The 23,192-nt window shown below is 64.5% G+C and carries 19 protein-coding genes; 5 read left to right on the top strand and 14 right to left on the bottom strand.

Annotated elements, in window-relative coordinates; genetic code table 11:
• Positions 1 to 2 precede the first annotated feature (2 nt).
• The 5 genes from uca to ABHF91_RS08690 form a co-directional block, all read right to left on the bottom strand.
• Complete coding sequence (gene uca, locus ABHF91_RS08670; protein WP_409423054.1) at positions 3 to 3,668, bottom strand: urea carboxylase; 3,666 nt, start codon at positions 3,666 to 3,668, stop codon at positions 3 to 5.
• Entirely contained in the window at positions 3,662 to 5,485 is a 1,824-nt protein-coding gene (atzF, locus tag ABHF91_RS08675) for an allophanate hydrolase (RefSeq protein WP_409423055.1), read from the bottom strand. Before atzF ends, uca begins: the two co-directional genes overlap by 7 nt.
• A 304-nt stretch (positions 5,486 to 5,789) precedes the next feature.
• A complete protein-coding gene (locus ABHF91_RS08680; RefSeq protein WP_409423056.1) occupies positions 5,790 to 6,233 on the bottom strand; it encodes a YcgN family cysteine cluster protein in 444 nt (147 codons plus the stop codon).
• Positions 6,234 to 6,245: 12 nt separating this feature from the next.
• On the bottom strand, positions 6,246 to 7,208 hold the full coding sequence (locus ABHF91_RS08685) for a lytic transglycosylase domain-containing protein (protein ID WP_409423057.1): 963 nt from the start codon (positions 7,206 to 7,208) through the stop codon (positions 6,246 to 6,248).
• Positions 7,205 to 7,492 carry a YcgL domain-containing protein gene (locus ABHF91_RS08690; RefSeq protein ID WP_409423058.1) on the bottom strand — a complete coding sequence of 96 codons (288 nt, stop codon included), beginning with the start codon at positions 7,490 to 7,492 and terminating at the stop codon, positions 7,205 to 7,207. The genes ABHF91_RS08685 and ABHF91_RS08690 overlap by 4 nt, the downstream gene beginning before the upstream one ends.
• Positions 7,493 to 7,596: 104 nt before the next feature.
• Between ABHF91_RS08690 and minC the strand changes: the two genes are divergently transcribed.
• Genes minC through minE form a run of 3 tightly spaced genes read left to right on the top strand, consistent with a single transcriptional unit; the run spans position 7,597 to position 9,437 of the window.
• The gene (gene minC / locus ABHF91_RS08695) at positions 7,597 to 8,301 is read left to right on the top strand and encodes a septum site-determining protein MinC (RefSeq protein ID WP_409423059.1); all 705 of its coding nucleotides are present in this window, start codon (positions 7,597 to 7,599) and stop codon (positions 8,299 to 8,301) included.
• Positions 8,302 to 8,321: 20 nt separating this feature from the next.
• Complete coding sequence (gene minD / locus ABHF91_RS08700) at positions 8,322 to 9,134, top strand: septum site-determining protein MinD (protein WP_409423060.1); 813 nt, start codon at positions 8,322 to 8,324, stop codon at positions 9,132 to 9,134.
• Positions 9,135 to 9,137: 3 nt separating this feature from the next.
• Positions 9,138 to 9,437, top strand: a complete 300-nt coding sequence (gene minE / locus ABHF91_RS08705; RefSeq protein WP_409423061.1) for a cell division topological specificity factor MinE — start codon at positions 9,138 to 9,140, stop codon at positions 9,435 to 9,437.
• Between the two features lie 64 nt (positions 9,438 to 9,501).
• Here minE and rnd read toward each other — a convergent pair whose 3' ends face one another.
• The 4 genes from rnd to ABHF91_RS08725 form a co-directional block, all read right to left on the bottom strand.
• Positions 9,502 to 10,614 (bottom strand): ribonuclease D, encoded by a 1,113-nt coding sequence (gene rnd, locus ABHF91_RS08710; protein WP_409423062.1) that lies wholly within the window; start codon positions 10,612 to 10,614, stop codon positions 9,502 to 9,504.
• 63 nt (positions 10,615 to 10,677) lie between these two features.
• The gene (fadD, locus tag ABHF91_RS08715; protein WP_409423063.1) at positions 10,678 to 12,375 is read right to left on the bottom strand and encodes a long-chain-fatty-acid--CoA ligase FadD; all 1,698 of its coding nucleotides are present in this window, start codon (positions 12,373 to 12,375) and stop codon (positions 10,678 to 10,680) included.
• A 120-nt stretch (positions 12,376 to 12,495) separates the two neighbouring features.
• Positions 12,496 to 14,532: a response regulator gene (locus ABHF91_RS08720; protein WP_409423064.1), complete on the bottom strand. Its 2,037-nt coding sequence runs from the start codon at positions 14,530 to 14,532 to the stop codon at positions 12,496 to 12,498.
• Positions 14,529 to 15,647, bottom strand: coding sequence for an FIST signal transduction protein (locus ABHF91_RS08725; protein ID WP_409419920.1), 1,119 nt, complete (start codon positions 15,645 to 15,647; stop codon positions 14,529 to 14,531). The genes ABHF91_RS08720 and ABHF91_RS08725 overlap by 4 nt, the downstream gene beginning before the upstream one ends.
• 339 nt (positions 15,648 to 15,986) lie before the next feature.
• On the opposite strand from ABHF91_RS08725, the gene ABHF91_RS08730 reads away from it, so the two are divergent.
• The gene (locus ABHF91_RS08730; protein ID WP_409419921.1) at positions 15,987 to 16,583 is read left to right on the top strand and encodes an acyltransferase; all 597 of its coding nucleotides are present in this window, start codon (positions 15,987 to 15,989) and stop codon (positions 16,581 to 16,583) included.
• Between the two features lie 4 nt (positions 16,584 to 16,587).
• Positions 16,588 to 17,622, top strand: coding sequence for a glycosyltransferase (locus ABHF91_RS08735; protein ID WP_409419922.1), 1,035 nt, complete (start codon positions 16,588 to 16,590; stop codon positions 17,620 to 17,622).
• Positions 17,623 to 17,688: 66 nt separating this feature from the next.
• On the opposite strand, the gene ABHF91_RS08740 is transcribed toward ABHF91_RS08735, so the two are convergent.
• The 5 genes from ABHF91_RS08740 to ABHF91_RS08760 form a co-directional block, all read right to left on the bottom strand.
• Positions 17,689 to 19,092, bottom strand: coding sequence for a sigma-54-dependent transcriptional regulator (locus tag ABHF91_RS08740; RefSeq protein WP_409419923.1), 1,404 nt, complete (start codon positions 19,090 to 19,092; stop codon positions 17,689 to 17,691).
• 30 nt (positions 19,093 to 19,122) lie between these two features.
• Positions 19,123 to 20,634, bottom strand: coding sequence for a SpoIIE family protein phosphatase (locus ABHF91_RS08745; protein ID WP_409419924.1), 1,512 nt, complete (start codon positions 20,632 to 20,634; stop codon positions 19,123 to 19,125).
• 133 nt (positions 20,635 to 20,767) lie between these two features.
• Positions 20,768 to 21,130 (bottom strand): STAS domain-containing protein, encoded by a 363-nt coding sequence (locus ABHF91_RS08750; RefSeq protein WP_409419925.1) that lies wholly within the window; start codon positions 21,128 to 21,130, stop codon positions 20,768 to 20,770.
• Positions 21,131 to 21,291: 161 nt separating this feature from the next.
• Positions 21,292 to 22,401 carry a 2-iminoacetate synthase ThiH gene (gene thiH / locus ABHF91_RS08755; protein ID WP_409419926.1) on the bottom strand — a complete coding sequence of 370 codons (1,110 nt, stop codon included), beginning with the start codon at positions 22,399 to 22,401 and terminating at the stop codon, positions 21,292 to 21,294.
• Entirely contained in the window at positions 22,398 to 23,192 is a 795-nt protein-coding gene (locus tag ABHF91_RS08760) for a thiazole synthase (RefSeq protein ID WP_409419927.1), read from the bottom strand. The genes thiH and ABHF91_RS08760 overlap by 4 nt, the downstream gene beginning before the upstream one ends.

A 23,192-nucleotide genomic window follows, 5' to 3' on the forward strand; every position in this document is an offset into this window, starting at 1 on the left:
CCTTATTCCACCGGCTCGGCCAAGGGCGCCAGGTGCAGCAGGGGTTCACCCGCCTGCACCTGCCGGCCGGGCTGGCACAGCAAGGCCGCCACCACGCCATCTCTGGGCGCGGCAATGGCAAATTCCATCTTCATGGCCTCCAGGATCACCAGGGGCTCCCCGGCGCTCACCCGTTGACCGGCACTCACCAGCAGCTTCCAGATGCTGCCGCTCACCTGGGCCGCCACCGGGCACCCATCCTGGGCCAGTGGCGGGTGCAGCCTGGCCGGCAGGGACAGGCTGTCATCCTCTGGTAACGGCACCTCCTGCTGCCAGCGGGCGACCTCCTGGGCAAAGGCGGCCTGCTGACGGGCCTGGAAGGCCGAAATGCTCTGCGCCTCGCCGGTGAGCCACGCCTCGTGTTCCGCCAGGCAGAATTCGCCTTCCTCGATGCGCAGCCGGCCTTGGCCTGCTGCCTGGGCCTGCCGCAGCTGGGCCAGCTCGGCCTCGGTCACGGGATAGAAGCGGATTTGATCGAAGAAGCGCAGCAGACAGGGATCGGAGGCTGCCTCCCGCTGCCAGATGGGCAGGGTGCGGCCCACCAGTTGGTAGCCCCCTGGCGAGTCCATGCCATAGATGCACAGGTAGACGCCGCCGATGCCCACCGCCCCTTCGGTGGTATGGGTGCGGGCCGGGTTGTATTTGGAGGTCAACAGCCGGTGGCGCGGATCCAGGGGCACGGCGCAGGGAGCGCCCAGGTAGACATCCCCCAGACCCAGCACCAGATAGCGGGCGGCGTAGAGGATCTCGGCCACCTGGTCACGCCGGCTCAGGCCGTTGATGCGCTGAATGAAATCCACGTTGTTGGGCAGCCAGGGCGCCGTGTCCCGCACCGACTGGCGATAGCGCGCCACCGCATCCAGGCTGCTGGCATCCTCGAAGGCCAGGGGCAGCCAGAGGGTGCGGCTGGGCACCCTGAGGGTGTGCACATCCGGCAAGGTGGCTTCATGCGCCATCAGCGCCTTGAGCAAGGCGGATTGAGAGAGCCGGCGGCTGTCGAAGCGGATCTGCAGGCAGCGCACGCCGGGGGAGAGCTCCTCGACCCCAGGGATGGGGTCTGCGGCCAAGGCCTGCATCAGGGCATGGACCCGCAGGCGCAGGGCCAGGGTGAAGCGCTCGTCACCGTATTCCAGCAGCAGGCACTTGTCGCCGGCCTGGCGGTAGGTCACCACGGGACGGGACCCCGCGGCGGGCAGCCGGGCCAACACACAGGCGCTCTGGCCGACCACCTCGGTCAAGGCGGGGGGCAACACCGCCTGGGGCAGGACGGGGGCGGTCAAGGCTTGCAGCGCCTGCTCCCAGGCCTGTTCGGCCATCAGGGCCTGCTCGAAGCTCATGGCCACGAAGCGGATGCGATCCCCGGGTCTGAGCTGACCCAGCTTCCACAGCTCGGCCTTAGCAACCGTCACTGGGCAGACGAAGCCACCCAGGCTGGGGCCATCGTGGGCCAGGATCACCGGGCTGTCGCCGGTGAAGTTGATGCTGCCGATGGCGTACTGGCAGTCATGGATGTTGGAGGGGTGCAGGCCCGCCTCACCCCCATCCCGGCGGCTCCACTGCGGCTTGGGGCCGCTCAAGCGTACACCCAGGCGGTTGGACTGGTAGTGCACCAGCCAATCGCTGGCGAAGAAGGTCTCCAGGTACTCGGGGGTGAAATAGTCCGGGGCGCCATGGGGGCCGTGCAGCACGCCGATCTGCCAGGCCTCGCCTGGGGCCGGCAGCTTGCCGAAGCCGGGCATCAGGGCCGCCGGCAAGCGAACCTCCGGCACGGGACCGGCCACCGCCTGTCCCAGGGGCAGCTGATCTCCCAGCCGCAGGCAGCGGCCCTGCACCCCGCCCAGCTGTCCCAGGGCGAAGGTGGCGCGACTGCCCAGGGTCAGAGGCAGATCCAGTCCGCCGCGTACCGCCAGATAACTGCGGCAACCTGAGATCACGCCGGCCAGATCCAGGATCTGCCCGGCCCGGATGGGAACGGCGCTATGCAGGGGCACGGGCTGGCCATCCAGGGTGGGCTGACACAGGCCGCCGGTGATGGCGATGACGCTGTCCTGATGAAAGCGCAACACGGGCCCCTGCAAGGTGCATTCGAGACCGGCTGCGTCCGGCGCATTGCCCACCAGGGCATTGGCCAGCCGGAAGGAGCGGTCGTCCATGGGACCGGAGGGGGGCACGCCTATGGCCCAGTAACCCACGCGGCCCGGGTAGTCCTGCACGCTGGTGTAGGTGCCGGGCTGCAGCACCTCCAGCACCCGCGGACGGTAGGCAAACTGCGCCAGGCTGGCGGTGTGATACTGCCCCGCCGCCAGCGGCGACCAGGCCAGCAGCTGGCGCAGATACGGCAGGTTGGTGATGAGGCCGTCCAGCTGACTCTCGGCCAGGGCTTGCTTGAGCCGCTGCAGCACCTGGGTCCGGTCGGCCCCGTGGACGATAAGCTTGGCCAGCAGGGGATCGTAGTGACTGCTGATTTGGCTGCCCGACTCGACCCAGCCATCCACCCGCAGCCAGGGCAACTGGGGATAGCTGACCCGGCAGAGGGTGCCGGCCATGGGGGCGAAGTCCCGCAGCGGATCCTCGGCATAGAGGCGCACCTCCATGGCGGCCCCTGCCGCCTGGGGCAAGGTGGCCAGATCCGGGCACTGATCGGCGGCGATCTGCAGCATCAGGGCCACCAGATCCAGGCCGGTGACCGCCTCCGTGATGGTGTGCTCCACCTGCAGCCGGGTGTTGACCTCGAGAAAATAGAAGGCATCCCTACCCGGCTCATAGATAAATTCCACCGTGCCGACGCTGCGATACTGGACCCACTGCCCCAGGCGGATGGCCGCCTGGCACAAGCGCTCGCGGGTGGCAGCGGACAGGCCCGGGGCCGGTGTCTCCTCCACCACCTTCTGGTGGCGGCGCTGCAAGGAGCAATCCCGTTCCCCCAGGGCCACCACCTGGCCCAGACCGTCGCCGACGATCTGCACCTCCAGGTGCCGGGCGCCCTCGACGCAGCGTTCCACAAACAGGCCGTCATGCTGGAAGAAGGCCGCGCCCTGGCGCCGCACCCGGTCAAAGGCGGCGGCCAGCTCCTCGGGATTGTTGCAGCGACACAGGCCGATGCCACCGCCGCCGGCGGTGCTCTTGAGCATCAGGGGGTAACCCAGGGTCTCGGCAGCCGCCAGGGCGGCGGCGCCATCCGCCAACAGGCCGGAACCCGGCAACAGGGGGACCCCGGCCGCGTCCGCCAGGATCCGGGCCTGATGTTTCAAGCCAAACTGGCGCAGTTGGGTCTCGGTGGGGCCAACAAACACAATGTCTGCCTCGGCACAGCGGTGGGCAAAGTCGGCATTTTCCGCCAGCAGACCATAGCCGGGCAGTATCGCCTCGGCGCCACAGGCCTGGGCGATGGCGAGTATCTTGTCGCCATCCAGATAGGTGTCCGCCACGGCGCTCTGTTCACCGTCGCTCAGGCAATAGGCCTCGTCGGCCAGGCGTACCGCCGGGCTGTGGCGATCGGCATGGCTGTGGACCACCACGGCTTGGATGCCCAGCTGTTGCAGGGTGCGCAGCAGGCGCAGGGCAATCTCGCCGCGATTGGCGATCAGCACCTTGGAGAACAATGGGGAGGAGGACGGATGGGTTAGCATGCCACCCTCCCCGGCTGCCGAGCCGGTTGGGCCTGGGCCGCCAGGTAGGCGCGCCAGCTGCCATGGGCGGTGATGTCCCGGGCGCCCTCAAGGGCCAGAGGTTCACAGATGAAACCAGCCACCCGGCGGCCATCCGCCAGCTGCACAGAGCCCAGCCCCAGGGGCGACGGGACGCGGGCCAGCAGATCGGCCCAGGCCGCCTTGGGCAGGGCCCAGAGCTCCAGCTCGATGGCGGCCCCCGGCGTCCGACCGGCCACCAGGGCCGGCCGCCGACCGTCCGCCAGGGCGAACAGCCGATAGTGAGGAGCGCTGCGGCTGGTTTCCAGCAGGTAGCCGCCGAGGTCGGTGAGCTGATGATTCAGGGGTTGCCCGCTAAGGTGGGCCCCCACCACCGCCAGCACCTGATGATCCGGCGCCAGGACGGTACCACTGGGAGCGGATGGGGCCGGTCGGCCGGTGGCGCCCAGTGGCAAATTCAATCCTGCGGCCAGTGGCTTGGCCAGGCGGGCCAGGGCCCACTCCTGCCAGGCGGGGGCCACCAGGGTGACACCCAGCGGCAGGCCGTCGGGACGAAAGCCCGCCGGCAGCGACAGGGCGCAGCAGTCCGCCAGGTTGACCCAGTTGCAGTAGTGCCCCAACTGGCTATTGACCACCACGGGATCCGCCCTGACTTGCGCCAGGGTCGGCAGCCGGGGCGCCGTGGGCAGCAGCAGGGCATCCAGCTGCCCGAGCTGCTGCTGGATCCGGGCCTTCAGCGCCTGGCGGCGGTATTCGGCGGCAAAGGCCTCCGTGGCCCGCAGCCCATCCGCCTGGGCTATGATGCCGGCCACCACGGGATCCATCTCATCCCTGTGCCCGGCGAGAAATTCCGCCAGGGCGACACGGCGCTCTGCCAGCCAAGGCCCCTCATAGAGCAGGTGGGCCAGCTCGGCAAAGGGCTGATAATCCACCTCGACCAGTTGCACCCCTTGCGCGGCCAGGGTGGCGCAGGCGGCCTCGAACCCCAGGCGCTGGGCCTCATCGCCGAACCAGGCCAGCTGCCGAGGCACCCCCAGGGTCGGGATCGAGCCACGACGAGGCACCACGGCGCCTTGACTGGCTCGGCTGAAGGGATCGGAGGCATCCTCACCGTAGGCGATGAGAGCCAATTGCTCGGCATCGGCCACCGTCAGGGTAAACAGGGAGACGCAATCCAGGCTCTTGCAGGCCGGCACCACACCACGGCAACTGATGGCGCCGCGGGTGGGCTTCCAGCCCACCAGGTTGTTGAAGCCGGCCGGCACCCGCCCCGAGCCAGCAGTATCCGTGCCCAAGGCAAAGGGCACCAGACCCCGGGCCACCAGGGAGGCGGAGCCGGCACTGGAGCCGCCGCAGACATAATCGGCATTGACGCTGTTGGGCACGGCGCCGTAGGGGCTGCGGGTCCCCACCAGGCCGGTGGCAAACTGATCCAGGTTGCTCTTGCCCAGCACCACGGCGCCGGCGGCCCGCAGGCGGGCCACCACACCGGCATCCTGCTCGGGCAGGTATCGGAAGGCGGGACAGGCGGCGGTGGTGGGCAGGCCCGCCACATCTATGTTGTCCTTGACGGCAAAGGGCACGCCGTAAAGCGGCAATGCCGCCAGACTGCCCGCCTCCGCCAGCCTGGCTTGCAGGCGCGCACACTCGGCAGCCAGGGTGACAGGCTCAATCAGGCTGATCCAGGCGACGTCATCCAGGCTCTGGGCGCGCAGCAGCTCACCCAGCAGCTGCTCGGGCTGCTGCCCTGCGCTGTAGGCGTCTTGCCACTCTTGTAAGGTCCATCCCAGGCTCTGCATCCGTGCGCTCGACCCAATCCAATCTTGTATACATGTGTGTATTACAAGTCGTGTGCCAAGCGGGCCATCAAAGGGATGAGTATTTGTCTTTTTACTTTAATACCAATTGGTTGCAGCGATATTCCTGACATTCCATGAGGTTTAATGGTGTGCCCATGACAAGGGGGGGTGTCTCAATGTGGTGCGTTAATGCACCCATGGCGGGCAATTGAGTCAACCTGGGCAGACGTGGGGCCGGCTGACCTGCGGGCAACAAAAAGGCGGCAGAAGCCGCCTGAGGTGATGCCGAGCCGCCCCGCAGCAGTTACAGCGGCCAGGTGACGATATGGTCTTCCCAGTCGCCGGCGTGGCGTTCATGGATGGCCTTGCCCCGCACCGAGGCGCCGGCGGCGTGCATGGCACTGCGGCTGCCGGTGATGAGGGGATGCCAGTCGGGTAAGGGCTGCCCCTCGGCCAGGCGGCGGTAGGCACAGCTGGCCGGCAGCCAGTGAAACTCGTCGATGAGCTCAGGGGTCAGCCGGGTACAGTCCGGCACCTTCTTGAAACGATGGGGGTAGTCCTTGCACTGGCAGGTGCGCAGATCCAGCAGATCGCAGGCGATGTTGGTGAAGTGCAGCTCCTCGGTCTCATCGTCGATGAGCTTGTGCAGGCAGCACTTGCCACAGCCATCACACAGGGATTCCCACTGGGCCTGGCTCATCTGCGCCAGGCTTAGCCGTTGCCAAAACGGCAGTTCCTCAGTTTGCATTGGGCTCATCTCTTAGGGGGCCACGATGGCATCGGCCAGGGTACTGACCGCCAGGGCGAAATAGTGCGACCGATTCCAATGCATCAGGGCCCGGTAGTTGTCGTACACCAGGTAGCTGCGCCCTGCCCCATCATCGGGCTGGATCAGGCTGGCGTGCATGTCGGCCTTGGGCAAGGGGCCACCCCAGGCATTGCGCACCCCCAGGGCCTGCCATTGAGCCAGGCTGCGTTGTTGTTCCAGCCCCAGCAGCGCGGGGTCCAGCCCCTTGGGCGGTTGGACCGCCCGCCCCCAGGTCTGGTTGGCCTGCCAGCCCACCTGGTGCAGGTAGTTGGCCGCCGAGGCAAACACATCGGCCTGGGAGTGCCACAGATCCTTGCGCCCGTCACCATCCCCATCCTGGGCATAGCTCAGGAAGGAGGTGGGCATGAACTGCACCTGCCCCATGGCGCCGGCCCAGGAGCCGATCATCTGCTCCGCCGGGATATGCCCCTCATCGATGATCTGCAGGGCGGCGAACAGCTGCTGCTTGAAGAAGGCTTCACGCCGTCCCTCGTAGGCCAGAGTGGTGAGGGAGGAGATGAGCGGAAAGCCGCCGGTCAACTTGCCGAAGTTGGTCTCGATCCCCCACAGGGCGACGATAAAGCGCGGTGCCACCCCATACTGGGCACCGATGCGGGTCAACAGCGCCTGATGCTGACGGTAGAGCCCCTTGGCCTGCTTGATCTTCCAGGCCGGCACCGCCTTGGGCAGATATTCGTCCAGGGTGAGCTTGTGCTCCGGCTGGCTGCGGTCATGCTTCACCGCCCGCTCGATGAAGTGCACATCGGCAAAGGACGCCGTCAGGGTCTGGGGACGAATGCCCTGGGCCAGCGCCTCCTGTTGCAGACTCTGCACGTACTGCTCGAAGCTCAGTGGCGATTGAGCCAGGGCTGGCAGTGCCAGGCTGAGGCCGATTGCGGCCAGCAGGCACTTCATTTGGAATGGGGTTCCAGGTTGAGGTCGCGCCTGTGCTGAACCAGCAGGCTCTCCACCGGCGGCGGCAGCTGCAGGTAGAAGCCCTGGCGATCAAGGGACTCAATCAGGAGCTTTCTATCGACCCCGGGCAGGGCGGCTGGCTTGGCCAACGGCAGCAGCATGACAAACTGGGGCGCACCGAACAGGCTCATCAGTTCGGCCGGCACCCGAGAGAAATCGTCTCGTCGCGCGACGTACAGATAGGTCTGTTCTTTCTTGCGACTTTTATACACGGCACAGATCATGAATCGAGGTAAAATATGCGGGGTTTGTTGCCACGAAAGTGGGCTGACTATAACATGTGAGGCCAATAAGAATAAGGGTTTTCCTCGTCAACGGAGTGCGGTAAATGGCCGATCGCGGCAACGAGCTCAAAGGTAGTAGTTTCACCCTGTCTGTTTTGCATCTGGTGGATATCGATCTCGGTCAAATCAAAGAATTGCTGGAAAGTAAGATCGCCCAGGCCCCCCGTTTTTTCAATTGTGCCCCCCTTGTCGTCAACGTCGAACAGCTGGAGATAGTGCCGGATTTTGAACAGCTGCGGGTGCTGATCGAGGGTCAGGACATGGTGCTGGTGGGGATCACCGGCGCCAAGGACAACGGCATGAAGGATGCGGCCAAGGCCGCCGGGCTGGCCGTGATGACCTCGGGTCGTCCGGTCGAACCTCAAGTCGAGGTCAAAACCCCCATAGAGGAGCACCGCGCCGACACCCAGGCCCTGGTGCCCACCCGTTTTCACCACGGCAATGTGCGCTCCGGGCAGCAGATTTACGCCCAGGGCAGTGCGCTGGTGGTACTCGGCTCCGTCAGTAATGGCGCCGAGGTCATTGCCGATGACAGCATTCATGTCTACGGCGTGTTGCGTGGTCGCGCCCTGGCCGGGGCCCGTGGTAACGGCCAGGCCCGCATCATTTGCCAGGGGCTGGAGGCGGAGCTGGTCTCCATCGCCGGCACCTACCAGGTACGAGATGTCCTGCCCGAGTCCAGTCTGGATCAAGAAACCCAGATCCGGCTGGAGCAGGACAAACTCATTTTTGAAAGACTGCAGTCTTAACGATTACAAGGAAAGCAGCAATGGCTCGAATTATCGTCGTGACCTCCGGTAAAGGCGGCGTCGGCAAGACCACCAGCAGCGCGGCCATTTCGACCGGGCTGGCCCAGCGTGGCAACAAAACGGTGGTGATCGACTTCGACATCGGCCTGCGTAACCTCGACCTCATCATGGGATGTGAGCGTCGGGTGGTGTATGACTTCGTCAACGTCATCAATGGCGAAGCCAACCTGAACCAGGCCCTGATCAAGGACAAACGGGTAGAGAACCTCTACATACTGCCGGCCTCCCAGACCCGGGACAAAGACGCTCTGACCCGTGAAGGGGTGGACGTGGTGATCGGTAAGCTGCAGGAGATGGGCTTCGACTACATCGTCTGCGACTCCCCCGCCGGCATCGAGACCGGTGCCCTGATGGCCCTCTACTTTGCCGACGAAGCCATCGTCACCACCAACCCGGAAGTCTCCTCGGTACGGGACTCCGACCGTATCCTGGGCATACTGGCCTCCAAGTCCCGCCGCGCCGAGCTGGGCCTGGAGCCCATCAAGGAGCACCTGCTGCTGACGCGCTATGCTCCCGGCCGCGTCAATCGTGGCGACATGCTGAGCGTGCAGGATGTGCAGGAGATCCTGGCCATCCCCCTGCTGGGGGTGATCCCGGAATCCCAGGCGGTGCTGCGGGCCTCCAACTCCGGCGAGCCGGTGATCCTGGATGCCGACTCCGATGCCGGTCAGGCCTATGACGATGCGGTGGCACGCCTGCTGGGTGAGAAACGGGACTTCCGCTTCTTGGAGGAAGAGAAGAAGGGATTCTTCACGCGACTGTTTGGGAGTTAAAACATGGCACTGTTAGATTTTTTTCTTAAACCGCGTAAAGAGCAGACCGCCAAGTTTGCCAAGGAGCGCCTGCAGATCATCGTCGCCCACGAGCGCAGCACCCGTGGCGGCCCGGACTACCTGCCCCAGCTCAAGCAGGATCTGCTGGATGTGATCCGCAAATACGTGGCCATCGATCCCGAGCAGGTCACGGTCCAGTTGGACAAGAAGGGTGAAGAGCTCTCCGTGCTGGAGCTCAACATCATGCTGTCGGACGACAAGGACAAGGAAAAGGAACAAGACAAGGATGCCCCCGCCGCCTGAGGGAGCGCGCCATAAAAAACGCAGCCTTATATGGCTGCGTTTTTTTTTGCCCGGGTCAGGGCCCTCAGGCGTCGTTTAGCGAGCCCAACACTTGCTGGCGCCAGCCCCGCAGGATCCGTGGGGTGCTTTGGGCCCGCTCCTCCTCGGTCAACAGCCACAGCCAGGTCAGGTACTGGTGGATGATCTTCTTGGAGGCGATAAATTCCGCCGGCAGCTGTTGCGCCTGGGCCACCAGTTCCACCTTGGCCTTGATGCGTTTGAGCTCGCGCTTGTAGTGGGGGTGATCCACCAGCCGCTGCAGACGGGGTGGCCAGCCGGCAGGGTCCGACCCAATGCTCTCCTGCACCAGGCGCAGCAGGGTGCGGCCATGGGTGCGGATCTCGGAAGGCAACAGCCCCAACCCCTCCAGCTGACGCATCTGAGTCGGCAACTGCTGGGCGACTGCGAACAGGTGCGGCTCCTTGACCACAAAATTGAGCGCCAGGTCGCGCCGCCGCGCCTCCTCCTCCCGCCAGGCGGCCAGGGTCTGCAGCACCGCCAGCTGTTTGCTGGAAAGCAGCCAGGCGTTGCCAATCTCCCGATAGGCCAGCCGCGGATCGGCACGCTGTTGCTTGCGGGCCATCAGATCCTGGCACTCCTCCTCAAACCAGGCCAGGCGATCCAGCGCCTGCACCTGCCCCATCAGTTGCTCATACAGCGGCAACAAATAGTGCACATCCGCCGCGGCATACATGAGCTGCTCTGGGGTCAGGGGGCGCGCCAGCCAGTCGGTACGGGCCTGCTCCTTGGCCAGGGTGACCTGCAGCAGGGCCTGGGTCATGGCATTGAAGCCGACCGACATGCCGTGGCCCGTGAAGGCGGCGGCCAGCTGGACATCGTGCAACTTGGCCGGCAGGGCCCCCGCCTGATGCAGTATCACCTCCAGATCCTCACTCGCGGCATAGAGCACCACGGGATCCTGGGTGCTGAGCAGTCGCTGCCACAGGGGACTCATGTCCCCCACGCTCAAGGGATCCACCAGGGCCAGCTGATGGCCATCAAACAGTTGGAACAGCCCCAGCTTGGGGAAGAAACTGCGGGTACGGACAAATTCGGTATCGACAAACAGCGGGCCATCGGCCAGTTGGCTGCAATAGGCCTGCAGGGCCTCGGGGGCCTGGATGATCTGATATTCCATGACAACAATGCTCTAGGTCAGGTGAGATAAGGAAAAGGGAGGTATGACCCTCCCCCTGACGTCTTATTCTGCGGCGGACTGTGCCTGGATCTGCTGCAAGGCCTCTTCTCGCAGCAGCCGGCGAAGTATCTTGCCCACGTTGCTCTTGGGTAGCTCAGAGCGGAATTCTATCAGCTTGGGCACCTTGTACGCAGTCAAATGTTTACGGCAATGGGCCCGCAGGGCGGCCTCGTTGAGACTATCGTCCTTGGCCACCACGAAGATCTTCACCTGTTCACCTGTGAGTTCCGACGGGATGCCGATGGCCGCCACCTCCAGCACCTGGGGATGCATGGCCACCACATCTTCGATCTCGTTGGGATAGACGTTGAAGCCCGACACCAGGATCATGTCCTTCTTGCGGTCCACGATGCGCAGCATGCCGCCCTCCCACATCACGATATCCCCGGTCTTCAACCAGCCCTCGGTGGTCAGCACCTCTGAGGTGGCCTCGGGGCGCTGCCAGTAGCCCTTCATCACCTGGGGCCCCCGGACCTGCAACTCGCCGGCCTGCCCTTCCCCCGTCACCGCCAGGCCGGCATCATCCACGATGCGCACCTCGGTGGAGGCCACCGGCAACCCTATGCCTCCCGTGTGCCTCACCAGATCGTAGGGGTTGCTGCACACCAGGGGGGAGCACTCGGTGAGGCCATAGCCCTCGATGAGCCGGGTCTTGGTGAGCTGCTCCCAACGCTCCGCCACCGCATGCTGCACCGACATGCCGCCCCCCACCACCAGACGCAGCTCGCTGAAGTCCAGTTCACGGAAGTCTTCGTTGTTCAGCAGGGCGTTGAACAGGGTGTTGACCCCGGTCAGGCAGCTGGGCCGGTACTTGCGCAGATCCTTGACCAGAGCGGGGATGTCCCTGGGGTTGGTGATCAGCAGGTTGGCGGCCCCCAGGCGCATAAAGGCCAGGCAGTTCACCGTCAGGGCGAAGATGTGGTAGAGGGGCAAGGCGGTGACCACCAGCTCCTGGCCATCCCGCAGGGCCGGCAGGTAGAATGTGACGCTCTGCTCCACATTGGCCTGCACGTTGCGGTGGGTCAGCATGGCCCCCTTGGGCAGGCCGGTCGTCCCCCCTGTGTACTGCAAGAAGGCCAGATCGTCGTTGTGGATCCGGGGTTTGACATACTGCAGGTGCCGCCCCTGGGCCAGGGCGCGGCGCAGGGAGATGGCGCCGGGCAGATCGTACTTGGGGATCAGCTTCTTGATGTACTTCACCACGAAGTTCACCAGGGTGCCACGGGCCAGACCCAGCTGATCGCCCATGCGGGTGAGGATGACGTGCTTGACGTCCGTGTTGTACACCACCTTCTCCAGGGTATTGGCGAAGTTGGAGACGATGACGATGGCGCTGGCGCCGGAATCCTTGAGCTGGTGTTCCAGCTCCCGCGGGGTGTAGAGCGGATTGACGTTCACCACCACCAGACCGGCCCGCAAGGCGCCAAACAGGGCGATGGGATACTGCAGCAGGTTGGGCATCATCAGGGCGATGCGCTCGCCCTTTTGCAACTTGAGGCCCTGTTGCAGGTAGGCGGCGAAGGCGCGACTCTGCTCCTCCAGGCCTCGGTAGGTCAACACCTCCCCCATGTTGATGAAGGCGGGTTGATCCTGATAACGCCGAACGGTTTCCTCGAACAGCCCGACCAGCGATGGGTAGCCATCGGGATTAATCTCGGCAGGCACCCCGGCGGGATACCGCTGCAGCCAGATCTTGTCCACGATTGTCTCCTCTTATCCTTGACGCCGGCGCGGCCGGCCACTGCGGGGCAAGGATTTTACCCGTTGACCGCCATTTTGCGATGCTTTCACGCCAAAACTGTGTCGTTACCGTCCGAACGCCTAACTCTTGGCCGATGGCGTGTCGGTCACCTGGCCATGAAAATGCTCAGACAAGGCCCGTCGCGTCTGTTCCTGGATCTGGCGCAACTGCTGGCACAAGGCCGGCAGCGTGGCACGGCTCCCCTGGCGGGCGCTCTGTTCCAATTGGCCGCTGATCTGATGCAAGGCCTTGGCCCCCATGGCCCCGGCGCTGCTCTTGATGGCATGGGCCAACTTGGTCACCTGCCCCCACTCCCCCTTGGCCAGGCTGGTCTCCAGGGCTCGCAGGTTGCTCTGGGATTCGTCGAGAAACAGATCCAGCACCTTCAGCAGCACCACCTCGCTGGTGTCCTTGGCCAGCTGGGCCAGCACCTGTTCGTCTATGATGGGTTGCTCCGCCGTCTCGGTTGGGGGCAGCGTCACCCCGGTGGGCCCCTCACCGTGCTGCAGGAGCCAATGGGCCAGCATGGTATGCAACTGCTCCCGATGCAGGGGCTTGGTGAGGTAATCGTTCATGCCGGCGGCCAGACAGGCAGCCTTGTCTTCGGCAAAGGCGTGGGCCGTCATGGCGATGATGGGCACGGCGGACGGCGACCCCATGATGGCGCGGATGCGCCGGGTGGCCTCCAGGCCGTCCATCCCGGGCATGGAGACATCCATCAGCACCAGATCGAACGCCTGAGCGGTCACCGCTGCGATGGCATCCTGGCCGTTGTCCACCACTGTGATCTCGCAGCCCAGCTTGGCCAACAGGGCCGACGCCACCATCTGGTTGGTGGGGCTGTCCTCCACCAGCAAGATCTTGCCCGTCAGGGTCGCCGGCAGACTGGCTTCCGGGACCGCGGCCGCCTGGGGCAACCGCTGATAGGGCAAGGTAAACCAGAAGGTACTGCCCTCCCCGTAACGGGACTGGCAGCCGATGGCCCCCTCCATCATCTGCACCAGGCGGGCGGCGATGGCCAGGCCCAGACCGCTGCCACCGAAGCGGCGGTTCAAGGCCGGGTCCATCTGGTGGAACTCCTCGAACAGCTTGCTCTGCTCCTCTTCGCGAATGCCGATGCCACTGTCGATGATCTGGAACATCAGATCCCGCCCAGCGGGATTGGGCTCTGTCATGCGCACCGCCATGTGCACCCGCCCCCGCTCGGTAAACTTGATGGCGTTGGACAAGAGGTTCTGCAGCACCTGCCGCAGCCGGGTCTGATCGCAGCTGAGCATGCGGGGCACATCCGGCGCTATGCTGAGGCCAAACTGCAGGCCCTTCTGGCTGGCCTGCTGCTCAAACAGGTTGCCGACCCCCTCCAGCAGACCCCGCAGCTCCACATTGCTGTACTGGATCTCCATCTTGCCGGCTTCGATCTTGGAAAAATCCAGCACGTCGTTGACCAGCTGGAACAAGGAGACGCCCCCCTGGCAGATCCCTTCCACCAGCTCCCGCTGACCTTGGGTCAGATCGCTCTCCAGCAGCAGTTCCGACAGGTTGATCACCGCATTGAGGGGGGTGCGGATCTCGTGACTCATGGTGGCCAGGAAGTTGCTCTTGGCCCGGTTCGCCGCCTGGGCCGCATCCCGCGCCCGCCCCATCTCCTGCTGGGTGGCCTGCAGGCTGGCAAATTGCCGGCACGCCTTGAGGGCATGGCCCAACTTGTACACCAGGGGCGCTATCTCCAGCTGCAGCGCCTGGTGTAACGGGCTACTGCGGCCCAGCAGCAAGGCGCCGCTACGCTCGTCACACAGGTGCCAGGCATAGTAATAGAGGCCGCTTTGCGGCGTTTCGAGCAAGGCCGGCAGGCTGAGCTGGCGGATCTGGCAGCTGTAACGGGTCAGGATGTCATTGAGCTGCTGATTGCGATTGGCCGCCCTCGGCAGAATGAAGACCGCCTGGCTGTCATCGCCCTCCTCTTCGCCGCACACCAGCACAGCCGCGGTGGCACAACCCAACCCCCGCAGGAAGATGGGAATGGCATGGTTGAGCATGACAGCCATGTCCAGGCTCTCGCCGATGGCCATGGCGATCTCATGCAGTACTTCCTGTTCGATCAACCCTTGCTGGATCACGATTTAATCAGCCCCACCACGGATGTCTTGTTAAAAAATTCCAGGTAATCCCGACCGCTGTTGGCGATCTCCCCCAGTGTCAGGGCCCCCAGCATGGGGGTGCCCGGCAAGGTGACCGCCTGCAGCTCCTTGTTAAAATCGGCCCCCAGAAACAGGGAGCGGGAAACGCAATTGACGAACAGCAACACCTCGGCGTCCGTCTGGCCCAATTCCCGCACGGCCATGTCCCTGGCGTGGCGGGCGGCCTGAATGATGGTGTCCGACCCGCCGTGCATCACATGCACATAGGCCCCCTTGCGGACCTCCCCCACGCACACCAGGGCATCCCCCTCCAGGCGAACCGGATCCCGGATCACCAGCTCGGCCCCCAGCTTGGCGATGCCCAGGGGGTAGGCCTTGGCGATATCGAAGAAATTCTCCCGGGTGATCCGCACCCCGGCATGCTGCTCCACCACCGCCTTATACACCTCCCAGGCCGGCATCCAGTCCAAGCCCTGCAGCAGGCCGTCCTGGGAGGCGGTGACCTTGAAGGCCCCGGAGATAGACTCCCAGCCATGGGCCACGCCGATGCCGCTGGCCGCATGACAGAGCACCAGCACGGCGGCATCCTGCAACACCCCCTGGGGGGTGATGACACAGGGTTTGGCTTGCATGGACAGGGAGCCACATCCCCCACCAATGTAGTTAAGCTCCAAGCCGTAGTGATTGAATAATTCGTGGATGAGGGGATGGATGCACTGGCTAAAGCCATCGACGAAGGTCAACAGCATGGCGCGCTGCTCACCGGCCAGGCGGGGCAAGGGCGGCAGGTGGCGGCTGATATCCGCTTCCTGCAGGCGCTGGCTGGGCAGCACCGCCAGCTGCAACGGGCAGCACAGGCCCAGCAGGATGACGCCGGCGCCATGCTCGACGCCGTCATGCAGCAAAAACGGGAAGATGCCACCAAAGATGGGGATGGGGCTGTGCTGCAGCAAGGCATCCAGGCGGGACAGGTCGTAGTCGTTCCCCTCGGCGGCCAGCATCAGCACACCACGCAGCCCGGGCTCGGTGCTCATCTGCCCCAAGGCCTGGGCAACACACTCCAGATCGGTTCTGGGAGAAAAAAATAGCTTCATAGGTCTCTTCGGATCCGCCGTACTCTGGCTGCCATCAATTATGTCCAGTACGGTGAAAAAATTCCAAATCAGCATGTGGCAATGCCTTGTTTATCACGGAAATTTCCACATCGATCGCCGGGATTCAGCCCAATCTGGCCCAACGTCAGGCTTCCCCAACCCGAAACGGGCTGCTTTTGCTTTACGCTGGCCACTGCCAAATGCAAATTCCCCCGCCCATTTGCAAATTGCAGCGTTTGCCACGACAGGGTAAATCAACAACGTCTAATGAAATCAAGATGTTAAATTTTGGCCTGCTTTATGCGTTAAGCCAGGTATCCCCTTGTCCGGAGTCTCGTCATGCAAACCACGCCTCTCCATCCCGAGTCCACGCCACCTGTCCTCATCGCCCTGCCCCTGCGCGGTATCAGCTGGCTGTGCCGCGGCGTGCGCCAGCTCTACCGGCGCCTCTGGCTGCTGCCGCGCTTTCAGCGTCATCTGGATGCGCCCGCCGACGCCCTCAGCCTGGCCGACGAGGTGCCCTGGGTGCTGGGCCGCCCGCAGATCCGCCTGGGACGGCAGTGCCGGTTGGGGGCGGAGATCAGCATACTGGCCAACCCGCAGCAGCCCGGCAAACCGGGTGAGCTGACCCTGGGCGACCGCGTGCATATCGGCCATCACACCACCCTGGCCATCGGCGAGCGGATCTGCCTGGGCAACGATGTCCGCATCGCCGCGGGCACCAGCCTGATGGGGCAGCAAGACGAGCGGGGCGCCATATTGCTGGAGGATGGGGTGACCCTGGGCACCGGCTGTACCGTGCTGGGGGGGATCCGCATCGGTCAGGGCACCCTGGTGGCGCCCAACAGCCTGGTGACCTGTGATCTCCCCGCTGGGGTGTACGCCGCCGGCCGCCCGGCCCGGGCACTCTGTTCGCTTGCCAAACCGCAGGAGTAGTCTTATGCGCAACGATCTCATCATTCTGGGGGAAGACTGGCATGCGGGCGGCGCCACCAAGCAGTTGATTGAGCCCCTGCTGTCTGGTCGCAAGATACTCTGGCTGGATAGCGAGGGCCAAGGCGATGAGGCCAGCTGGCCCCAGGGCCGCGCCTTCAGCCAGCTCTACCACCTGGCGTTGCAGCCCCATCACTGGAGCCAGTGGCTGGGCCGCAGCCAGTGGCAGCAGCAGGCCAGACAGATCCGACAGGCCATCGAGGAACTGGCGCTGCAAGATCCCGTGCTCTGGGTGACCCGTGCCGAGCTGGCCCCCCTGCTGGAGGAGCTGAGCGAGATCAAGGTGGTCTACTTCTGCAATCAGGCCCCGGGCTTGCACCATCCCCTGGTGGAGCGCGCCGATCTGATCCTGGCCTTGCGTCCCGAGCCCGTGGCCCTGTGCCCCGCCCACAAGACCCAGCTGTTGTGTAGCCAGGAGCTACCCTTGCAGATGCGACCCAAGGATCTGCCCGCCAGCCGGCCCCTCATCGGATTTTGTGGCCGGCTGGACGACCAGCTGGACTGGGATCTGCTCACTGATGCGGCCCGCTGGCGGCCGGACTGGAACTGGGTACTCATAGGCCCCAAGCAAAGCCGCCGGTTGGACGATCTGTTGCGCCTGCCCAACGTTCTCTGGCTGGGGGAAAAGACCCAGCAGGAATACAGCGCCTACCTGCAATACTGGCACGTCACCCTGCTGCCCCTGCTGGAGCGCCCCGGGGTGGCCAGCAGCTGTAACCTGACCATTCGCGGCTCCCTGGCACTGGGCAAGCCGGTGGTCACCAGCTTCCGCAGCCTAGAACCTGGCTACCAGCCCCTGCTGACCCGGGTCCGTCGCGGGGCAGATCTGGCGGAACTCTTGCCGGTGCTGAGCCTGGCGCCGGTGCATCCCCAGCTGGGGCAGCGGCAAGGTTGGCTGGCGCAGCCGCTACGCGCGCCAGCTCTGGCCACCTGGGCCGATCAAGCGGCCAACATCGACGCCTGGCTACAACGGCTGGGCTAACCACTGGAACAAAAAGTCCAGGCAATGCCTGGGCTTTTACGTCATGGTTTATTGCGACGCGGAACCTTATTCCTGGGCCGATGCGGCCCAGGCCAACCGTTTGCGGTAGATGGTGGAGGGACTGAGCTCCAGCAGGGTCGCCGCCTGGGGAATGTTGCCATCACACTGGGCGATGGCCTGCTCTATGGTCTCCTTCTCCACCTGCCACATGGGGCGGATGGCCTGGCTTACCTGGGGCTGGGCCCGCATGGGTTCCCCCGGCTCCGGCATGGCAAACTTGGGCCTGAGCTGATCCAGCGGCGGCGGCAGCATGGCCACCTCCACCCGGGGCCCGGCGTGCAACACCACTATGTTGCGGACCACGTTCTGCAGCTGGCGGACGTTGCCCGGCCAGTCATATTCCAGCAACAGCCGCTCGGCCTGGGGGGTGAAGCCATCGAAGCGTTTCCCTTCCTCCTTGGCAAATTCCGCCAAGAAGCGCCGGGCGATCTGCAAGACATCCTCACCGCGCTCCCGCAGCGGCGGTAGCAGGATGGGGATCACGTGCAGCCGATAATAGAGGTCTTCACGAAAACGCCCGGCCTTGACCTCGGCGAAGGGATCCCGATTGGTGGCGCAGACGAAGCGCACGTCCACCTTCTCCTGTTTGCTGCTGCCCACCCGGGAGAAGGTGCCGCTTTGAATGAAGCGCAGCAGCTTGCTTTGCAGATCCAGCTCCATCTCGCAGATTTCATCCAGGAACAGGGTGCCGCCATTGGCCCGGGCCGCCGCCCCTTCCCGATCACTCTGGGCGCCGGTAAAGGCCCCTTTGACATGGCCGAAGATCTCGCTTTCGATGAGATCCCGCGGGATGGCCGCGCAGTTGAGCACCACCAGCGGCTGCTCCCGACGGGGGCTCAGATTATGGAGGGTCTCGGCACACACCTCCTTGCCGGTACCACTCTCCCCCGTGATGAAGACGGTGGCCTTGCTGGCGGCGGCGCTCTCTATGATGCGGTAGACCCCCTGCATGGGCAGGGAGCTGCCCAGAAAGCCGCCAAACTGATTGCGATCGTAATTGTCCCGATAGGTCTCCACCAAGGAGCTCAACTGCTGGTGACGCACGCCATTGTGCACCGTGGTGCACAGGCGCTTGCCGTCGAAGGGCTTGGTGAGAAAGTCAAAGGCCCCCAGGCGCATGGCCTCCACCGCCACATCCACAGAGCCGTGGGCCGTGATCACCACCACGGAACAGGGCAGCCCCTGCTCGTTGATGTGCTTGAGGATTTCCATGCCGTCCATGTCCGGCAGCTCCAGATCCAGCAAGATCACCTGGGGCAACCGCTCGGGCAACGCCTCCAGCACGGGGCGTCCCAGGGCGAAGTGGCACACCTCGTACCCTTCGTTGCGCAGGTAGTCTTGATACAACAAGGCCAGGGTAGGGCTATCTTCCACCAGGAAGAGCAAAGGTTGGCTTGAGTGATTCATCATTATTATTTCCGCGTGCGTCTTAGGGTGTTTCTAGCAAAGCCGCTCCAACAGGACAAGGGTTAGGTCATCTTGGATGGGGTCGGCGTGATGGGTATCAAACAGCTGCAAAATACTCTCTTGGGTCTCTTTTACCGGCAGGCCGGCACAGTGACGCAGCTGCTCCAGCAGATCCTGCTGCCAACGGCTGGGTAAGACATCGTTGCTTTCGCAGCGCAGGCCGTCGGAATGGATCAGCAGACGCTCGCCGCGCCGCAATAGCAAGACAAATTCCTCGGCATGAAAGTCCCCGCCGAGCCCCGTCATCTGACCCGTGGCCGGCAGCGGGGTGACCGCCTCCGCCTGGATGAGCCAAGGCATGGGAAAGCCGGCCGCCGCCAGCCGCACCACGCCGGTCTCCTCCAGGGTCAGGGCCAGCACATGGACCTGGGTCTGACTCAGCAGCGGATCCTCCAGCATGATCTTCGCCAGGCGGCGCAGCACCTGCGCCGGCCCCAAGGCCTGGGGCAAGGCACACAGCAGACCGCGCACATAGCCGGCATAGGCGTGGGCGAAGCTTCTCGCCTGCTCGGCCCGCCCCATCACATCCCCCAGAATCAGGCGCCGCCCCTGCTGCAGGATGAAGTCACTGCCCCCCAGCCTGGCACCACGGGTGCCCATGCTCAGGCCAAAGGGCGTCATGCTGGCCGGCAGGTGGGGGCGCAGGGAGGCGGTCACCAGGGGATCCAGGTGATCGGCGCAGCGCTCCTTGCGATTTTGTTGGCGAAACAGCACCCGACTGACCACCGCCAGTAACTCGGCCTTGCACACCGGGGTCAGCAGGTAGTCATCGGCCCCCAAGCCCGCCGCCAGCAACCGCGTCTCGGGATCCTCGCTGCCGGTGAGAAACAAGAAAGGGGGGAGCGACCGGCGTTCCTGTTGGGCCAGGGCATGGCGCAAGGCCAGGCCATCGAAGCTGTCCTGCCCCACATCGGAGATCACCAGATCCGCCCCCTGCCGCTCAAACACGGGCAAGGCTTCCCGGGCCGAGGCAAAGGTGGAGACGGTGAAGCGCTCCGCCAGATAATCTGCCAGCAGAGTACGCTGTATCGGTTGATGGTGAATGAGCAGTATGCGGCCATGCAGCTCGTCCTGCTGTAGCAGCAGGCTACAGAGATTGCCGTCCGCCAGACGGCGATAGGTGGCCTCCGCCAGCATGGGATCCGGCAACTCCCAGCCCGGTTCGGTCAGCGAGGTCTCCTCATCCACCGCCAGATCGATGGGCTGCGGCTTGCTGGGATCAAACGGCGGGGCATCGTCTTCCAGCTCCAGCCGCCAGGTCTGCTCCAGCTGGTAGAGCCGCAGCTGCAGCTGGCTGGGCCTGGCATGGTGCACGCTGCGGGAGGCCAACTCGGTAAACAGGCGGCGCCAATGGCTGATCTGCCGCTCCCCCCAGCCCTGGCAACGCAATACCCGGTCCAGGTTCTGTCGACCTAACCGAATACCACTGAAGTCTGCTGGCAGACGGATTTGCCATACCAGGGTTTCCTTGTCCTGAGTCTTCATGCAGGAACGACCGCCTTCTACTCCAAGTTGTTGAAAACCAATGTGGGACTATCACCACACCAGTTTGGCCAACGCCTAAGTGCAGGTACGCGGAATTTACAAGAAACTGGGATGACTCGCACATATTAATTTGCTATTGCCAGCCCGGCTCCATGGCTGCCTCGGCGTCATCCGCCGCCAGCATGGCCGCTTCATCGGCAAAACAGGGGATCAATTCCGCCACGCCCCAGTCCATCAGTTGCTGGTGCACAGTCCCCTGGGGAGACAAGAGCCGCAGGCGGCCGCCGAACCAGCGCAGCCGCTTGTACAGGTAGACCAAGACCCCGATCCCTGTCTCATCCAGGGAGCTGACGGCACGCAGATCCAGCACCAGCCGACAGCGTGGCGCCAACTTCTCTTCACACAGGGCCAGGAGTTCGCCGGCGGACACCTCGTCCAGTTCTCCCCCCAGCACTAGAAATTGATACGGCTCCGGAAGCCGAGTGGCTGACAGCATGGGACACCTCGGATGGACAACAAAGATATCCTTGCCGTGCAATTGCCACGCCAGCTTTAAGGGTCAGAAAGCGCCCGCAAAACCCCAGATAGCAGCTGTTTGGCTGCAATCTGCGCCTGAGGCCCATCTGAGTGCAGGCAATTTGCAAATTGCGATGGCGGTTAACCGGCCCCCGGCCCCCGCTCCAGCCAGATGAGTTCCAGACCACGCTGCTGGAGGGCCTGGGCCACCGCAGTGGTCGGTCGCTCGTCGCTGATGTGAAACTGCTCCAGCTCCTTGGCCGGCTGGGCATAGCCGCCGGGCTGGGTGCTGGAGCCGGCGCTGACGCTGGTGATGGCCAGGGGGATCAGGGCATCCCGCAGCGCGGGGCGCTCCCGGGTGGACAACGACAGCTCCAGCTCGGGATCCAGCAGCCGCCAGGCGCACACCAGCTGCACCAGCTGGCGTTCACTCACCGCACTGACCGGCGAGATGCCGCCGGTACAGGGCCGCAGCCGCGGAAACGACATGCTGTAACGGCTGCGCCAATGGTGCTTGCGCAGATACTGCAGGTGGTGAGCCAGCATCAGGCTGTCGGTACGCCAATCCGCCAGCCCCAACAATACCCCCAGGCCTATCTTATCCACCCCGGCCTGCCCCAGCCGATCCGGTGTGTCCATGCGCCAGGCCATGTCCTGCTTCTTGCCCCGCAGATGGTGTGCGGCATAGCTGGGAGCATGATAGGTCTCCTGATAGACCATGACGCCATCGAGCCCCAGGCTCACCAGCTCGGCATACTCGTCCGTCGCCAGGGGTTGCACCTCCATCGACAGATAGGGGGCGTAGGGCTTGATGAGGGGCAGCATGCGGCGAAAATAGTCGATGCCCCCCTTGCGCTCGTGCTCGCCGGTGACCAGCAACAAATTCTGGTAACCCAGCTTGGCAATGGCCTCGCACTCCGCCAGCACCTCCTCCTCGTTCAAGATCTTGCGCTTGATGGCGTTGCTCATGGAGAAGCCGCAATAGCTGCAGTCATTGGCGCACAGGTTGGTGAGATACAGGGGCAGGTACATGCTCACCCCCTGGCCAAAGCGCTGGCGAGTGAGCCGTTGGGCCTCCTGCATCATCTGGGGCAAATAGGGCTCGGCGGCGGCTGAGATGAGGGCGGCGAAATCCGCCAGACTCTTTCTAGGCTGCGCCAGGGCCGCTGCCACCTGCTCGGCGGTGGCATTCACCACCTGGGCTTGCAGCTGGTCCCAATCCAGTTGTTGCCACTCTTGATAAAAGCTCATGCGGGATCCTCCATCAGGCGCAGCAAGAAGGGATCCAGCGGACTGCTGGCCACCGCCTGTTGGCTCACCGCCCCCAGCCCATGCTCATAGGCTAGGCGACCAGCTTGCACCGCCAGGGCGAAGGCCTGGGCCAAGGCCACGGGATTGCCGGCCACCGCGATGGCGGTATTCACCAGCACCGCATCGGCTCCCAGCTCCATGGCCTCGGCGGCATGGGATGGCGCCCCCAGCCCGGCATCCACCACCACGGGGACACCCGACTGCTCTATGATGATCTGCAGCATCTGTCGGGTCGTCAGCCCCTGATTGGAGCCGATGGCCGCCCCCAGCGGCATGACGGCGGCACAGCCCGCCTCCTCCAGCCGCTTGCACAGCATGGGATCCGCGCCGCAATAGGGCAGCACCACGAAGCCCTCCTGCACCAGCTGCTCGGCGGCCTTGAGGGTCTCAATGGGATCTGGCATCAGGTAGCGCGGGTCGGGATGGATCTCCAGCTTGACCCAGTGGGTGCCCAGGGCCTCCCGGGCCAGGCGGGCCACATAGCAGGCCTCCTCGGCGTTGCGGGCCCCCGAGGTGTTGGGCAGCAGGTTGACCCCCAGGCCGCGCAAGGGCGCCAGGATCTGGGGGTCCTCGCCGGTCAGGTTGACCCGCTTGATGGCCAATGTGGTGAGCTCGGAGCCGCTGGCGGCGATGGCCTGGGCCATCCGTTCGGCGCTGGCGAACTTGCCGGTACCGGTGAAGAGCCGGCTGGCAAAGCGGCGGCCGGCAATCTTGAGTGGTTGAGTCTGCAT

The sequence above is a fragment of the Pseudaeromonas aegiceratis genome, assembly GCF_046254905.1.
GTDB lineage: Bacteria > Pseudomonadota > Gammaproteobacteria > Enterobacterales > Aeromonadaceae > Pseudaeromonas > Pseudaeromonas aegiceratis.

What these genes read in the sequence shown, in the direction of transcription:
- uca (WP_409423054.1), bottom strand. Translation starts at nt 3,668, where the DNA reads ATGCTAACCCATCCGTCCTCCTCCCCATTGTTCTCCAAGGTGCTGATC.
- atzF (WP_409423055.1), bottom strand. Translation starts at nt 5,485, where the DNA reads ATGCAGAGCCTGGGATGGACCTTACAAGAGTGGCAAGACGCCTACAGC.
- ABHF91_RS08680 (WP_409423056.1), bottom strand. Translation starts at nt 6,233, where the DNA reads ATGCAAACTGAGGAACTGCCGTTTTGGCAACGGCTAAGCCTGGCGCAG.
- ABHF91_RS08685 (WP_409423057.1), bottom strand. Translation starts at nt 7,208, where the DNA reads ATGAAGTGCCTGCTGGCCGCAATCGGCCTCAGCCTGGCACTGCCAGCC.
- ABHF91_RS08690 (WP_409423058.1), bottom strand. Translation starts at nt 7,492, where the DNA reads ATGATCTGTGCCGTGTATAAAAGTCGCAAGAAAGAACAGACCTATCTG.
- minC (WP_409423059.1), top strand. Translation starts at nt 7,597, where the DNA reads ATGGCCGATCGCGGCAACGAGCTCAAAGGTAGTAGTTTCACCCTGTCT.
- minD (WP_409423060.1), top strand. Translation starts at nt 8,322, where the DNA reads ATGGCTCGAATTATCGTCGTGACCTCCGGTAAAGGCGGCGTCGGCAAG.
- minE (WP_409423061.1), top strand. Translation starts at nt 9,138, where the DNA reads ATGGCACTGTTAGATTTTTTTCTTAAACCGCGTAAAGAGCAGACCGCC.
- rnd (WP_409423062.1), bottom strand. Translation starts at nt 10,614, where the DNA reads ATGGAATATCAGATCATCCAGGCCCCCGAGGCCCTGCAGGCCTATTGC.
- ABHF91_RS08725 (WP_409419920.1), bottom strand. Translation starts at nt 15,647, where the DNA reads ATGAAGCTATTTTTTTCTCCCAGAACCGATCTGGAGTGTGTTGCCCAG.
- ABHF91_RS08730 (WP_409419921.1), top strand. Translation starts at nt 15,987, where the DNA reads ATGCAAACCACGCCTCTCCATCCCGAGTCCACGCCACCTGTCCTCATC.
- ABHF91_RS08735 (WP_409419922.1), top strand. Translation starts at nt 16,588, where the DNA reads ATGCGCAACGATCTCATCATTCTGGGGGAAGACTGGCATGCGGGCGGC.
- ABHF91_RS08740 (WP_409419923.1), bottom strand. Translation starts at nt 19,092, where the DNA reads ATGATGAATCACTCAAGCCAACCTTTGCTCTTCCTGGTGGAAGATAGC.
- ABHF91_RS08745 (WP_409419924.1), bottom strand. Translation starts at nt 20,634, where the DNA reads ATGAAGACTCAGGACAAGGAAACCCTGGTATGGCAAATCCGTCTGCCA.
- ABHF91_RS08750 (WP_409419925.1), bottom strand. Translation starts at nt 21,130, where the DNA reads ATGCTGTCAGCCACTCGGCTTCCGGAGCCGTATCAATTTCTAGTGCTG.
- thiH (WP_409419926.1), bottom strand. Translation starts at nt 22,401, where the DNA reads ATGAGCTTTTATCAAGAGTGGCAACAACTGGATTGGGACCAGCTGCAA.
- ABHF91_RS08760 (WP_409419927.1), bottom strand. Translation starts at nt 23,192, where the DNA reads ATGCAGACTCAACCACTCAAGATTGCCGGCCGCCGCTTTGCCAGCCGG.